13 protein-coding genes are annotated in these 14,218 nt (G+C 69.9%); 4 read left to right on the top strand and 9 right to left on the bottom strand.

What is annotated here, in order from left to right; genetic code table 11:
* Window positions 1–1,030, top strand: a 1,030-nt coding sequence (locus tag GWI24_RS06265; protein WP_247615966.1) for a LacI family DNA-binding transcriptional regulator, incomplete at its 5' end; no start/stop codon positions are given.
* A gap of 409 nt (window positions 1,031–1,439) precedes the next feature.
* On the opposite strand, the gene prcA is transcribed toward GWI24_RS06265, so the two are convergent.
* The 5 genes from prcA to arc all read right to left on the bottom strand — a co-directional run bounded on the left by prcA (window position 1,440) and on the right by arc (window position 7,108).
* Entirely contained in the window at window positions 1,440–2,207 is a 768-nt protein-coding gene (gene prcA, locus GWI24_RS06270; RefSeq protein ID WP_210944907.1) for a proteasome subunit alpha, read from the bottom strand.
* 54 nt (window positions 2,208–2,261) lie between these two features.
* Window positions 2,262–3,107, bottom strand: a complete 846-nt coding sequence (prcB, locus tag GWI24_RS06275; protein WP_210944908.1) for a proteasome subunit beta — start codon at window positions 3,105–3,107, stop codon at window positions 2,262–2,264.
* A gap of 109 nt (window positions 3,108–3,216) precedes the next feature.
* Window positions 3,217–3,435 carry a ubiquitin-like protein Pup gene (locus tag GWI24_RS06280; RefSeq protein WP_059148607.1) on the bottom strand — a complete coding sequence of 73 codons (219 nt, stop codon included), beginning with the start codon at window positions 3,433–3,435 and terminating at the stop codon, window positions 3,217–3,219.
* 135 nt (window positions 3,436–3,570) lie between these two features.
* On the bottom strand, window positions 3,571–5,082 hold the full coding sequence (dop, locus tag GWI24_RS06285) for a depupylase/deamidase Dop (protein ID WP_210944909.1): 1,512 nt from the start codon (window positions 5,080–5,082) through the stop codon (window positions 3,571–3,573).
* A 259-nt stretch (window positions 5,083–5,341) separates the two neighbouring features.
* Window positions 5,342–7,108, bottom strand: coding sequence for a proteasome ATPase (arc, locus tag GWI24_RS06290; RefSeq protein WP_121824000.1), 1,767 nt, complete (start codon window positions 7,106–7,108; stop codon window positions 5,342–5,344).
* 224 nt (window positions 7,109–7,332) lie between these two features.
* Here arc and GWI24_RS06295 point away from each other — a divergent pair, with 224 nt between their 5' ends.
* Window positions 7,333–7,656: a ferredoxin gene (locus GWI24_RS06295; RefSeq protein WP_210944910.1), complete on the top strand. Its 324-nt coding sequence runs from the start codon at window positions 7,333–7,335 to the stop codon at window positions 7,654–7,656.
* 18 nt (window positions 7,657–7,674) lie between these two features.
* Here the strand turns inward: GWI24_RS06295 and GWI24_RS06300 are convergent, their stop codons facing one another.
* The 3 genes from GWI24_RS06300 to GWI24_RS06310 form a co-directional block, all read right to left on the bottom strand.
* Window positions 7,675–8,271 carry a hypothetical protein gene (locus GWI24_RS06300; protein ID WP_308343521.1) on the bottom strand — a complete coding sequence of 199 codons (597 nt, stop codon included), beginning with the start codon at window positions 8,269–8,271 and terminating at the stop codon, window positions 7,675–7,677.
* Window positions 8,272–8,446: 175 nt separating this feature from the next.
* The gene (locus GWI24_RS06305; protein ID WP_210944912.1) at window positions 8,447–9,466 is read right to left on the bottom strand and encodes a tRNA (adenine-N1)-methyltransferase; all 1,020 of its coding nucleotides are present in this window, start codon (window positions 9,464–9,466) and stop codon (window positions 8,447–8,449) included.
* Between the two features lie 49 nt (window positions 9,467–9,515).
* Window positions 9,516–10,766 (bottom strand): site-2 protease family protein, encoded by a 1,251-nt coding sequence (locus GWI24_RS06310; RefSeq protein WP_210944937.1) that lies wholly within the window; start codon window positions 10,764–10,766, stop codon window positions 9,516–9,518.
* A gap of 84 nt (window positions 10,767–10,850) precedes the next feature.
* Between GWI24_RS06310 and GWI24_RS06315 the strand changes: the two genes are divergently transcribed.
* Together GWI24_RS06315 and GWI24_RS06320 are read left to right on the top strand one after the other, a co-directional pair.
* Complete coding sequence (locus GWI24_RS06315; RefSeq protein ID WP_210944936.1) at window positions 10,851–11,783, top strand: RecB family exonuclease; 933 nt, start codon at window positions 10,851–10,853, stop codon at window positions 11,781–11,783.
* Window positions 11,784–11,863: 80 nt separating this feature from the next.
* A complete protein-coding gene (locus GWI24_RS06320) occupies window positions 11,864–12,535 on the top strand; it encodes a response regulator transcription factor (protein WP_009719179.1) in 672 nt (223 codons plus the stop codon).
* Window positions 12,536–12,600: 65 nt separating this feature from the next.
* Here GWI24_RS06320 and GWI24_RS06325 read toward each other — a convergent pair whose 3' ends face one another.
* The gene (locus GWI24_RS06325) at window positions 12,601–14,196 is read right to left on the bottom strand and encodes an ABC transporter substrate-binding protein (protein WP_210944913.1); all 1,596 of its coding nucleotides are present in this window, start codon (window positions 14,194–14,196) and stop codon (window positions 12,601–12,603) included.
* Window positions 14,197–14,218 lie beyond the last annotated feature (22 nt).

The following is a 14,218-nucleotide window of genomic DNA, read 5'->3' on the forward strand; positions in this document are numbered from 1 at the left end:
CGGGGCGCCCGCGGGACGGCCCGCGGCGGGACGGGCGACGAGCCGGGACGTGGCGCGCGCGGCGGGCGTGTCCCAGGCGACCGTGTCCCTGGTGCTCGGGGAGAAGTGGCCCGGACGGGTCTCCGAGCGCACCGTGGAGACCGTGCGCGCCGCCGCGCGGGATCTCGGCTACCGCCCCAATCTCGCGGCCCGCAGCCTCCGCCTGGGCCGCACCAGGACCGTGCTGCTGGTGGTGCCCGCCCTCACGACCGAGTTCTTCGCCCGCGTCTACACCGGCGCCGAGCGGGTCGCCGCCGACCACGGCTTCGGGGTGGTGCTCTATCCGTCCCCCGAGGGTGTGGGCCCGGCCCGGGACCCGTTCGACTCGGCGCGCGCCTCCCTGGACGGGGTGATCGCCTCCTCCATGGCGGCCGACGCGCTGGTCGCGGTGCGCGGCGGCGGACTGCCGCTGGTGATGCTCGACAGCGACCCGGACGACCCTGCCGCGACGGCCACGGTGAACCTCGACATCGCGGACGGAGCGCGGCAGGTGGCGGAGCATCTGCTGGGGCTCGGACACCGCCGGGTGGCCCATCTCGCGGCGGCGGTGGGCTCCTGGACCTTCCGGGTCCGCGCCCGGGCACTGGCGGAGGCGGTGGACGGGGTGCCAGGCGCCGCGCTGAGCGCCGAACCGGCGGGGTTGAGCGTCGAGGAGGGCCGCCGGGCCGCCGAGCGCGTCCTGGCCCGCCCCGGGCCCCGGCCGACCGCGCTCGTCTGCGACGACGACATCCTGGCCGCGGGCGCCTGCAAGGCGGCCCGGCGGCTGGGGCTGCGGATCCCGGACGACATCTCGGTGACCGGCTTCGACGATCTGGCCCTGGCCACGGCGGTGGAGCCGGAGCTGACCACGGTCCGGCTGCCGGCGGAGGCGGTGGGCGCGGCCGGTATGCGGGCCCTGATGACGCTCCTGGACGGCGGGACGCCCCAAGACACCATGCTCCCCGTCGACCTGATCCCCCGGGGCTCCACGGCCCCTCCCCCGCCGTCCTGACCCGGCGTCGGGACCACCGCCGTGCACCGTCGCGGGCCGGACCGGCCCCGCGGCCCGCTTCAGGCACGACCGCACGCCGGGGCGCCGCGCCCGACCGGCGACGCCCCGCCCCGGGACACTCCCCGCCGGTCCGCCGGGCGCCCGGCGGACCGGCCGGGCCAGGTGTGCGCCCGCGCGGGGACCAGGTGTGCGCCCGCGCGGGGACCAGGTCGGCCGTGCGGCCCAGTTGAGGCCACCGCGCACCGGGCGCCGCGCCCCACCGGCCACGCCCCGCCGGGCCGGGTTGTGCGCGCCCGCCGCGCACCGGCCGTGAGTGGCCCGCATGTGCCTCTCGCGGCCCCATAACGCCCACCGCCGCCCCGGTGGCCCGGGGCGGCGGTGGCGATGAGACGAAACGGCGGCGGGTGGGTCAGTCCTCGGACTCCGAGGAGGACTCCTCCGAGGACTCGGCCGGCGCCTCCGCGTCGGATCCGCCCTCTCCGGGCTCCAGGAGCCGGGAGAGCTGGCCGCCCAGGACGCGCTTGAACTTGCGCTTCTGGGGGCGGGTGCGGTCCAGGACCGCGACCTCCAGCTGCTCGGCGGTGAGGCTGCGCTCCCCGCCGTTGTTGTCACGGGAGAGCGAGTCGACGGCCAGCTTGAGGGCCTCGGCCAGGGTCATACCGTCCCGGTGGCGCTGGTCGAGGTAGCTGCTGATCTGGTCGGCGTTGCCACCGACGGCGACCGAGCCGTGCTCGTCCACGATGGAGCCGTCGTGCGGAAGCCGGTAGATCTGGTCGTCCTCGGGGCCCTCCCCGACCTCGGCGACGATCAGCTCGACCTCGTACGGCTTCTCGGCGGCGCTGGAGAAGATCGTGCCCAGGGTCTGGGCGTAGACATTCGCCAGCCCGCGGGCCGTGACATCCTCGCGGTCATAGGTATAGCCACGCAGATCGGCGTAACGGACACCGCCGATGCGTAGATTCTCGAATTCGTTGTACTTACCGACCGCCGCGAAGGCGATCCGGTCATAGATCTCGCTGACCTTGTGCAGCGCGCGGGACGGGTTCTCCGCAACGAAGACGATGCCGTCGGCGTACTGCAGCACGACCACGCTGCGGCCGCGCGCGATGCCCTTACGGGCGTATTCCGCGCGGTCGGCCATAGCCTGCTGAGGAGAAACATAGAACGGCGTCGTCACCGGCTGTCCGTCCCTTCTGTCATTGGCGAATGCATTCCGGTTGGACCGTCCTGATCAGAGCAGGGCGGCGCGGGGGCCGTCCGGCTCTTCGAGGCGCCGTTCATGGATGGCGCGGGCGAGTTCGGACACCTCGTCCTCGCTGAACCTCTTGAAACCGTCCTCGGTGAGGGAGGTGACGATCGGATAAATGCGGCGGGCGAGATCCGGCCCTCCGGTGGCCGAATCATCGTCGGCGGCGTCATAGAGCGCCTGGAGCACGGCCGTGGCGGCCTGCTCCTCGGTCGAATCCTCGCGATAGAGCTTCTTGAGCGCGCCCCGGGCGAACATCGAGCCCGAGCCGGTGGCGGCGAAGCCGCGCTCCTCCGAACGCCCCCCGGTCACGTCGTAGGAGAAGATTCGGCCCTTCCCCCGGTCGACGTCCCACCCCGCGAAGAGCGGGACCACGGCAAGGCCCTGCATCGCCATGCCGAGGTTGCCGCGGATCATGGTCGACAGCCTGTTCGCCTTGCCCTCGAGCGAGAGCACGGTGCCCTCGACCTTCTCGAAGTGCTCCAGCTCCAGCTGGAAGAGCTTGACCATCTCCACCGCGATACCGGCGGTCCCCGCGATCCCGACCGCCGAGAACTCATCGGCGGGGAAGACCTTCTCGATGTCACGCTGCGCGATGACATTGCCCATGGTGGCGCGGCGGTCACCGGCGAGCACGACGCCGCCGGAGAAGGTCACCGCCACGATGGTGGTGCCGTGGGGGGCCTCGATGGCGCCCTGCACCGGGGGCAGCGGACGGTTCCCCGGAAGCAGCTCGGGCGAGTGCTCGCCCAGGAAGTCCATGAACGACGAGGAGCCGGGCGTCAGGAAGGCAGCCGGCAGACGCCCTGTGCTACGAGTGTTGGCTTCCACACGTTTCCTTCCACCAGATCTTGAAATGATGCACGGACCATACCCCTGGCCATGGAAGTCATCCGTCCTGCGTCCCCACCGCGGGGACGCAGGACGGAGAAGACGCGCCTTACTGCCCGCCCTTCTGGACGAAAGACCTCACGAAGTCCTCCGCGTTCTCCTCGAGCACGTCGTCGATCTCGTCCAGCACGGAGTCGACGTCGTCCGAGAGCTTCTCCTGCCGCTCCTTGAGGTCCTCCGCGGCCTGTGCGTCCTGCGCCTGCTCCTCGACCTCTTCGGTCGAGCGCGACGCCTTCTGCTGACCGCCGCCGGTGTCCTTGGTCGCCATTTCCCTCACCCCGCTCGGTTCGCCCGCTGATTCGATCGGTCTCAAGATCAGACCCTACAAGCAGGGTCCGACATCGGCCTCCCACTCGCTACAACGCACAGAGGCCACCTCGATGATTCCCGGCCCAAGGGCATTTCAGCCTCCGGACAGCACCCGGACCAGGTCCTCGGCCGTGCGGCAGCGGTCCAGCAACTCCTTGACGTGGTTGCGGGTGCCGCGCAGCGGCTCCAGGGTGGGAACCCGTTGCAGAGAGTCACGGCCCGGCAGGTCGAAGATCACCGAGTCCCAGGAGGCCGCGGCCACGTCGTCCGCGTACTGCTCAAGGCAGCGGCCGCGGAAGTAGGCGCGGGTGTCCTCCGGGGGCTTGTTCTGGGCGCGTGCGATGTCCTGGTCGTCCAGCAGCCGCTTCATCTTGCCGCGGGCCACCAGCCGGTTGTACAGGCCCTTGTCCGGGCGTACGTCGGCGTACTGCAGGTCCACCAGATGGAGCCGGGCCGCGTCCCACTCCAGGGCGTCGCGGCGGCGGTAGCCCTCGAGCAGCTCCCGCTTGGCGATCCAGTCCAGCTCGCCGGACAGGCTCATGGGGTCGCGCTCCAGCCGGTTCAGCACGTCCTCCCAGCGGGCCAGGACGTCCCGGGTCTGCTCGTCGGCGTCCGCCCCGTAGCGGTCCTCGACGTACTTGCGGGCGAGCTCGAAGTACTCCATCTGGAGCTGCACCGCGGTGAGCGTACGGCCGCTGCGCAGCGTGACGAGACGGCGCAGCGTCGGGTCGTGCGAGACCTGGTGCAGGGTGCGCACCGGCTGGTCCACCGCGAGGTCCACGGCGATAAAGCCGTCCTCGATCATCGACAGCACCAGGGCGGTGGTGCCCAGCTTGAGGTACGTCGACAGCTCGGAGAGGTTGGCGTCGCCGATGATCACGTGGAGTCGGCGGTACTTCTCGGCGTCGGCGTGCGGCTCGTCGCGGGTGTTGATGATCGGGCGCTTGAGCGTGGTCTCCAGGCCGACCTCGACCTCGAAGTAGTCCGCCCGCTGGCTGATCTGGAAGCCGTGCTCATGGCCGTCCTGGCCGACGCCGACGCGCCCCGCGCCCGTGACGACCTGGCGGGAGACGAAGAAGGGCGTCAGGTGGCGCACGATGTCCGAGAAGGCGGTCTCCCGCTTCATCAGGTAGTTCTCATGCGTGCCGTAGGAGGCGCCCTTGTTGTCGGTGTTGTTCTTGTAGAGGTGGATGGGCTGGCCGCCGGGCAGCTCGGCGGCGCGCACCGCGGCCTCGGCCATGATGCGCTCGCCGGCCTTGTCCCAGAGCACCGCGTCCCGGGGGTTGGTGACCTCGGGGGCGGAGTACTCGGGGTGGGCATGGTCCACATAGAGCCGCGCGCCATTGGTGAGGATCACATTGGCCAGGCCGATGTCCTCGTCCGTGAGCTGGCTGGTGTCGGCGGACTCGCGTGCGAGGTCGAATCCGCGGGCGTCCCGCAGCGGGTTCTCCTCCTCGAAGTCCCAGCGGGCGCGGCGCGCCCGGTGCATCGCCGCCGCGTAGGCGTTGACGACCTGGGATGAGGTGAGCATGGCATTGGCGTTCGGGTGCCCCGGGACGGAGATCCCGTACTCCGTCTCGATTCCCATTACGCGCCGTACGGTCATGCGGCCCTCCTTGCCCGGCGCCGCCCCCGGCTGGGATCGGCGCTCAAGTACCGCTGCGCTCCCGGTCCATCTGCGGCCCCCGATCCACCGTGCCGCGATACTGCGGTACCGAAGAGCCTAGAACGGCCAAGCGGTGCTGCGGAGATCATTACAGTCATTGCTCCGGTCGGGCTCGTAGGACTCATACGAAGAATGCGGTCCGAAAAGCGCATCCGGCTGCGGATGCCCCGTCCAGGACATCCGCAGCCGGACCGCGGTGTTACAGGTACTGACCGGTGTTCGCCACCGTGTCGATGGAGCGTCCGGTGTCCGCGCCCTGCTTGCCGGTGACCAGGGTGCGGATGTAGACGATCCGCTCGCCCTTCTTACCGGAGATCCGGGCCCAGTCGTCCGGGTTCGTGGTGTTGGGCAGGTCCTCGTTCTCCTTGAACTCGTCCACGCAGGCGGCGAGCAGATGGGAGACGCGAAGGCCCTTCTGGTTGTGGTCCAGGAAATCCTTGATCGCCATCTTCTTGGCGCGGTCCACAATGTTCTGGATCATGGCGCCGGAGTTGAAGTCCTTGAAGTAGAGGACTTCCTTGTCGCCATTGGCGTAGGTGACCTCCAGGAAGCGGTTCTCCTCGGACTCGGTGTACATCTGCTCGACCACCGACTGGATCATCCCGCCGATCGCGGCCTTCGGCGACCCGCCGTGCTCGGAGAGGTCGTCGCCGTGGATCGGCAGGGACTCCGTCAGGTACTTCGAGAAGATGTCCTTGGCGGCCTCGGCGTCCGGACGCTCGATCTTGATCTTCACATCGAGACGGCCGGGGCGCAGGATCGCAGGGTCGATCATGTCCTCGCGGTTGGAGGCACCGATGACGATCACGTTCTCCAGGCCCTCCACACCGTCGATCTCGGAGAGCAGCTGGGGGACGATGGTGTTCTCCACGTCCGAGCTGACCCCGGAGCCACGGGTGCGGAAGAGGGAGTCCATCTCGTCGAAGAAGACGATGACGGGCGTGCCCTCGCTGGCCTTCTCCCGAGCCCGCTGGAAGACCAGCCGGATGTGCCGCTCCGTCTCACCGACGTACTTGTTGAGCAGCTCGGGACCCTTGATGTTGAGGAAGAAGCTCTTCCCCGCGGGCTTGCCGGTCACCTCGGCGACCTTCTTGGCAAGGGAGTTGGCCACGGCCTTGGCGATCAGCGTCTTACCGCAACCGGGCGGGCCGTACAGCAGCACACCCTTGGGCGGCCGCAGTTCGTGCTCCTTGAAGAGGTCGGGGTAGAGATACGGGAGCTCGACCGCGTCGCGGATCAGCTCGATCTGGTTTCCCAGACCGCCGATCTTGTTGTAGTCGATGTCCGGCACCTCTTCGAGGACGAGCTCCTCGACCTCGCTCTTCGGTACCACCTCGTAGACATAGCCGGACCGGGGCTCGAGCAGCAGGGCGTCACCGGGCCGGATGGTGGTGCTCAGCAGCGGCTCCGCCAGCCGCACCACCCGCTCCTCGTCGGTGTGCCCGATCACCAGGGCGCGCTCGCCGTCCTCAAGGACTTCCTTGAGGGTGACGATGTCCCCGGCGCGCTCGAACTCCATGGCCTCGACCACATTGAGCGCCTCGTTGAGCATGACCTCCTGGCCGCGCCTGAGGTCGTCGAGCTCGACGCTTGGGCTGACATTCACCCGGAGTTTACGGCCTCCGGTAAAGATGTCCGCCGTACCGTCCTCGTTCGCCTGCAGAAAGGCTCCGAAACCGGCCGGCGGCTGTGCGAGCCGGTCGACCTCCTCCTTGAGGGCCACGATCTGGTCGCGGGCCTCACGGAGTGTGTTCGCGAGCCGCTCGTTCTGTGCGGAGACTCCCGCCAGATTGGTCTGCAGCTCGACGATCCGCTCTTCGAGAATCCTCGTATGACGCGGAGAGTCGGCGAGCTTGCGGCGCAGGACGGCGATTTCCTGCTCGAGATAGGCAACCTGGCCGGCAGGGTCGTCAGACCCCCGCCCCGGCCGGATGCCGCGGTTGATGTCGTCGTCGTGGGCTGCCACGGTCCTCACCTCCTCCAAGGGGAGCTGGACGCTTCCTGACCCTACCTGGGCCGGTGCGGGTTGAAACCCCTAGATCACAAACCCGGTCGGCGTGTGTCCGATCTTCACCCTTGCGCACTCCCTCACGCCAGGTGAATACCCACCCAACAACATCGGAAAGCGAGCGGTTGTATCGTCGACACGGTCAACACCCGTCAGGGTTGGCGATATTTAGACAATGTTGAATGGCGTATCGAAGGAACAGGAGGGGGCACACTGTGCGGAACGAGGAGCTCGGCGGTCTTGAGGTCTGGATCGACCAGGATCTGTGCACCGGGGACGGCATCTGCGCCCAGTACGCTCCCGAGGTCTTCGAACTCGACATCGACGGTCTAGCTTACGTCAAGAGCGCCGACGATGAGCTGTTGCAGGAGAAGGGCGCGACCACCGCGGTCCCCCTGGCCCTGCTCACCGAGGTCAGGGATTCCGCCAAGGAGTGCCCCGGCGACTGCATCCATGTACGTCGCGTCACGGACCGGGTCGAGGTCTACGGACCCGACGCGGAGTGACACACCGTGAGTAACCGCTCACACACTCCCCGGGACCGGCAGCGCCTTCAGTACGAACTTTCCGTCCCGCCAGTGCCAGTTGACCTTGCGCTGCAGATCCGGACAACACCGCGGGACCTTGGCCGACGAGTATCCCAGCAACGTGGCCGAAACCGTCTTTCCGCGCACCGCGAAATCGCTGATGCTCATCCCTTCCTTCGGATCCACGAAGGTGGCCACCACACGGGGCGCGGCGCCCGCCTGGCCGGTCGGCTGGGAGAGCACATAGACGCCGCTGGGCGGGGTACCGAAAGCGGTCTGGCAGCGCACCACGGCGACGGTCTCGGGCCGTCCGTCCCCGTCCAGGTCCGCAGAGCCCCGGTCGACGACGTCGGGCCGGGCTCGTCCGCAGTTCATCGGATAGTCCGCGGCGCGGGGGTCGGGGGCCTTGGCAGCCGGAAGCCTCCCGGTGCCCGGCGCGGAGGCGGTGGTGGACGTGGTGGACGTGGTGGCCTTGGCGTCCGAGGGCTGGAAGAACGACCCTCCGGCGATGACGGCGGCCACGGCGGCCGCGGTCGCCACCCAGTGCACCGGACGGGGTTGGGTGTGCGCGAGATCCGGGCCCAGAGGCTGCACGCGGGATGACTCCATGTGAGGGGCTGAGGCGGGAGATGACCCGCATCGTGCCACATCTCACAGGGGCGCGGCCACCGCCCTCACACGGGGAATTCGGTGGCCGCGCCGAGTCGTTGTGGCGCCGGTTTCCGTCGGACGGGCCTCAGGTGGCCGCCGGACGGGTCCCGGACGGCCGTCAGGCGTCGCCGGAGGGGGCGTCCTGGCCGCCGGAGGGGCGCCTGTCGCCTCCTGGGGCGTCCGTGGCACCGGTGTCCTTGGCCGTGCCGGTGTCCTTGGCAGCACCGGTGTCCTTGGCAGTGCCGGTGTCCTTGGCGGTGCCCCAGCCCACGTAGTCCTCGCCGTAGGCGCCCTTGGCGGGCCTGCGGCGGCGCATCGGGGGCTCCACACCGTCCGCGAGCCGGCGGGCGGTGAGCAGGAAGCCGGTGTGGCCGATCATGCGGTGGTCGGGCCGTACCGCAAGGCCCTCCACGTGCCAGGTGCGCACCATGGTCTCCCAGGCCGACGGCTCGTTGAAGGTGCCGTGCTCGCGGATGGCCTCCACGGTGCGGGCGAGCTGGGTGGTGGTGGCGACGTACGCGCACAGGATGCCGCCGGGGACGAGCGCCTTGGACACCGGCTCCAGGCACTCCCAGGGGGCGAGCATGTCCAGGATCACGCGGTCCACGTCGGTGTCGCTGAGGTTGTCCTGGAGGTCGCCGACGGTGAGCCGCCAGGCGGGGTGCGGGGCGCCGAAGTAGCGCTCGACGTTCTGGGCGGCGATCTCGGCGAAGTCGGCCCGGCGCTCGTAGGAGTGCAGCATGCCCTGGTCGCCGATGGCCCGCAGCAGGAAGGTCGAGAGCGAGCCGGAGCCGACGCCCGCCTCGACGACACGTGCGCCGGGGAAGATGTCGGCCATCGCCAGGATCTGCCCCGCGTCCTTGGGGTAGACCACGGCGGCACCGCGTGGCATGGACAGGACATAGTCGGGGAGCAGGGGGCGCAGCGCGAGATACGCGACGTTTCCCGTGGTGCGCACGACGGTTCCCTCGGGGGCGCCGATCAGCTCGTCATGGGGGAAGGATCCCTTGTGGGTGTGGAAGTTCTTCCCGGACTCGAGCGTGAAGGTGTAGTGGCGTCCCTTGGGGTCGGTGAGCTGGACCTGGTCCCCGACCTGGAAGGGCCCGCGACGGCGGGCGGCACCGGTCGGTTCGGACATGTGAACAGCCTACCGGGCACTTCGCCGTGCCCTGACCACTCCCGGGGCCTCAGGAGGGGCCCGAGGGGGTCCTGGCCATGGCCGCCACGAAGGCGCGCTCGACATCGGCCGTGGAGAGCACCCCGTAGACCTCGCCGGTCTCCTCGACCACCAGGTACTCGGTGGCGGGGGTGGCGCGCAGGGTGTCCAGCAGCTCCTCGCCGGTGAGCTCGGCGGAGACCCGCATACCGTCCTTGAGATCCTGGGCGAGACCGCTGACCGCGACCCAGGGGCGGCGGTGCTCGGGGACGCCCACGATGGCCGCCTCGCGCACCACGGCGGTCGGGGCGCCGTGGCCGTCCACCACGACCAGGGCCCGGGCCCCGGCCTCGTTCGCCCGGCGCAGCGCCTCGGAGAGCGGGGTGTCGGCCGCCACGGGGACGGCGCGCCGGGTGAGCGTACGGGCGCGCAGGCCCGGCAGCCGCTCCCTCAGCCGGGCCATCCGCAGGCTGTTGCCCGCGCCGGTCCAGATGATCGCGGCGAGTATGGCGGCCAGCAGCGCGTCCGTGAGCGAGTCGACGCTGCCGAAGCTCTTGGGCTCCTCGCCCAGCCCGCCCGCCTGGGTGAGCAGCGGCAGTCCGACCAGCACCGCGACGGCGAGCGCGCGGCCGCTCCAGGCGGCGGCGACGGTGCCGGTCATGGGCCTGCCGCTGATCTTCCAGACGACGGCGCGCAGCATCCGCCCACCGTCCAGCGGCAGTCCGGGCAGCAGGTTGAACGCGGCCACGATGAGGTTGGAGATCATCAGCCCGGCGAGCAGCACCCCGGGCACCGTGCCGGGCTCCACCACCATCATGCCGAGGTAGAACACGCCTGACAGGACCAGGGAGAGCAGCGGGCCGACGAAGGCGAGCACGAACTCCCGGCCGGGGGTCTCGGTCTCCTTCTCGATCTCCGAGACCCCGCCGAAGAACTGCAGCTGGATCCGGCGCACCGGCAGCTTGAAGCGGAGCGCGGCCACGGTGTGGGCGAGCTCGTGCACCAGCACCGAGGCGTAGAAGGCCACCGCGAAGAAGAGCGAGACCAGATAGCGGGCGGCGCCGAGCTCGGGCAGCACCCGGTCGAGCTGGCCGCCGAAGACCCAGGTGATGAGGGCGGCGACCAGGAACCAGCTGGGCGAGACGTACACGGGCACGCCGAAGGGCCGGCCCATGAGAAAGCCGCCGCCCACGTCGCGTGGGCGCGGCTGCTTGCCACCCTCGGGCTCGGTCGCGCGGTCCGATTCCCCGTTGTCGGACTGCCGCTGCCCGCTGTTGTCCACGGTGTCCCCTCGTCGGATGCTCGGTCGCACCCCTCTTTTTGATACGGTCCCCACGATCATGCAGTGCCGGGGGCTCGAACGTCGATGGTATGCGTCCGGCTGTCGGTGGCGGGTCGTAGGGTCTTCGCCATGGGAACCACCACGGGAACCACCACCGGGAAGGCCGAACCCTCCGACGGGCCACCGAAGTCCGGCCCCGCCGCCTCGTTGTCACCCTCACGGGCGGCCGATTTCATGCGGTGCCCGTTGCTGTACCGCTTCCGAGTGATCGACAAACTGCCGGAGAAGCCCAGCGCGGCGGCCACCCGCGGCACGGTGGTCCACGCGGTGCTGGAGCGGCTCTTCGACGCCCCGGCCGCCGACCGCACCGCGCCGCGGGCCCGGTCGATGGTGCCGGGCGAGTGGGAGCGGCTGCTGGCGGCCAAGCCGGAGCTGGCGGAGCTGTTCCAGGAGGAGGACGGCGCTCCGGCGCCGGACCGGCTGGCCGAGTGGCTGACGGGGGCCCAGACGCTGGTGGAGCAGTGGTTCTCGCTGGAGGATCCGACCCGTCTGGAGCCGGCGGAGCGCGAGCTGTTCGTGGAGACGGAGCTCGAGTCCGGGCTGAGGCTCCGTGGAATCATCGACCGGATCGACATCGCTCCCACCGGCGATGTGCGGATCGTGGACTACAAGACGGGCAAGGCCCCCGCGCCGCAGTACGCGGGTGAGGCCCTGTTCCAGATGAAGTTCTACGCCCTGGTGCTGTGGCGGCTGCGCGGGGTGATCCCGCGGCGGCTCCAGCTGGTCTATCTGGGCAGCGGGGATGTGCTGACGTACGACCCGGAGGAGCGGGATCTGCGGGCCGTGGAGCGCAAGGTGCTGGCCCTGTGGGAGGCGATCCGGCTGGCCACGGAGACCGGTGCCTTCGTGCCCCGGCAGACCAGGCTCTGCGGCTGGTGCGACCACCAGGCACACTGTCCGGAATTCGGGGGTACGCCGCCGCCGTATCCGCTGGCGGTGGTCCCGGCTCAGAATTGAGCCTGCCGCGTAGCGCCCCCTGAGGGTGGGGGTGGGAGACGGGCGGGCAGAATGGACGCGGTCTAGGAGAAGGAGTTCCCGTGGCGATCCGCGTCCTACTGGTCGATGATCAACCGCTGCTGCGCACCGGCTTCCGGATGATCCTGGAGGCGGAGCAGGATCTGGCGGTCGTCGGTGAGGCCGGGGACGGTCTGCAGGCCCTCGATCAGGTGCGGGCGCTGCAGCCCGATGTGGTCCTGATGGACATCCGGATGCCGCGGATGGACGGCGTGGAGGCGACCCGTCAGATCACCGGTCCGGGGCGGGACGGCCCGGCCAAGGTGCTGGTGCTGACCACCTTCGACCTGGACGAGTACGTGGTGGAGGCGCTGCGCGCCGGGGCCAGCGGCTTCCTGCTGAAGGACGCGCCCGCCACCGAGCTGGTGCAGGCCATCCGCGTGGTGGCGGCGGGCGAGGCGATGCTGGCGCCCAGCATCACCCGCAGGCTGCTGGACAAGTACGCCGGGCATCTGCCGTCGGGCGAGGAGCCGGTGCCGGACACCCTGCACACGCTGACCGAGCGCGAGGTCGAGGTGCTGAAGCTGGTGGCCCGGGGGCTGTCCAACGCGGAGATCGCCGCCGATCTGTTCGTCAGCGAGACCACGGTCAAGACGCATGTGGGCCATGTGCTCACCAAGCTGGGGCTGCGCGACCGGGTGCAGGCCGCGGTCTACGCCTACGAGAGCGGGCTGGTCCGCCCCGGCGCGCAGTAGGCGTCACCGGGGCGGCTCGGGCGGAACGACGACCGGCCGATCGGCCGGTCGTCCCCGTCGGTCCGTCAGCCGTCGGACGACTTGCCGATCTCCCAGAAGCGGAAGACCGTCGAGGAGTCGAGGGTCCACTGCAGCCCGGTGATGTCGCCCTGAGCCACCGCGTACTGCTTGCCCTGCCACAGCGGAAGCATCGGCACCTCGTCGGCGATGATGTCCTGGATCCGCTGGAAGTCGCCGACCGTGGCCTCGCGGCTGGGCTGCTCGGCGGTGGCGGGGATCAGCTGCGCGGTCAGCCGCGGCGACGTGTAGTGGTTGGCCAGGACATTGCCGGCGCCGAAGAACGGCGCGACGAAGTTGTCCGGGTCCGGGTAGTCGGGCACCCAGCCCTTCACATAGACGCCGTACTTGCCGCCGGCGACGCCCTTCTCGTACGTGGCGACGTCCGCGCTCTTCACATCGACGTCGAACAGCCCGCTGGCGTTGAGCTGCTCGGCGATCCGGCGCAGCCCCGGGACGGTGCCGGGGCCGTAGCGGATCGGGGTGCCCCACAGGGTCAGCTTGACCTTGCCGGTGATCCCCTCGTCCCGCAGCGCCTGCTTGGCCTTCTCGGGCTGCGGGCGGTCGCCGTACTTGTCGTAGAAGGCGGTGTTGTGGCCGGTGATACCGGCCGGGACCACCGAGTACAGCGGTTCGGCGGTGCGCTTGTAGACGTCCCGCACCAGGGTGGAGCGGTCGATGAGGTACGCCATGGCCTTGCGCGCCCCGAGCTTGCCCGCCACCGGGTCCTTCATGTTGAAGACCAGGTGCTGGACCTCGGCGCCGGTGCCCTCGACCACGTTCAGGCTCTTGCCGCCGCCGAGGCTCTGCGCCTGGAGGTCGGCGAGGTCGCGCATGGCCAGCCCGCGGTAGGCGAGGTCCACATCGCCCTTCTGCACGGCGGACTTCAGCCGCGCCTGCGCGCCGTGGAAGAACTTCAGGGTCAGCCCGGAGTTCTTCGGCTTGGCGGGCCCCTGGTAGCGGCCGTTGACGGAGAAGTCCGCCTCGCCCTTGGTGAAGGAGTCCAGCTTGTAGACGCCGGAGCCGACGGCCTTGTGGTCCGTGCGCAGCCTGTCGGCCGGGTACTCCTCGTGGTCCACGATGGAGCCGGCGCCGGAGGCGATCTTCTGGGGGAAGGTCGCGTCGGAGTCCTTCAGATGGAAGACGACGGTCCGCTTGTCCGGGGTGTCGATGCTCCCGATGGAGGTGAGCATGAGCGCCGGGCCGTTGGGGTCATTGATCCGCTTGGTGCGCTCGAAGGAGTACTTGACGTCCTCGGAGGTGAGCGGATGGCCGCTTGTGAACGTCAGGCCGTTCTTCAGCGTGCAGGAGTAGACCCGGCTGGTGTTGTCCTTGAAGGAGCACTTCTCCGCCGCCTCGGGCTGCGGTGTGGTGCTGCCCTTCGGGAAGCTCAGCAGCGACTGGAAGACGTTGTTGAACAGCAGCCAGGAGCCGGGGTCGTAGCCCGACGCCGGGTCGGTGGCGAGCACCTCGTCCGACATCCCCATGACCACGTGCTCGCCGGTGCCCGCCGCGTCCCCGTCCTCACTGCCGCAGCCGGTGAGCAGGGCGGCGGCCAGTCCCGCCCCGAGGGGAGCTGCCAGCCACTGATCACGTTTCCTCAACGGTATTCCTCACACACTCGAC

Origin of the sequence: Streptomyces sp. MK37H, from assembly GCF_018035285.1 — a bacterium.
In the GTDB taxonomy this organism is placed as follows: Bacteria; Actinomycetota; Actinomycetes; order Streptomycetales; family Streptomycetaceae; genus Streptomyces; species Streptomyces endocoffeicus.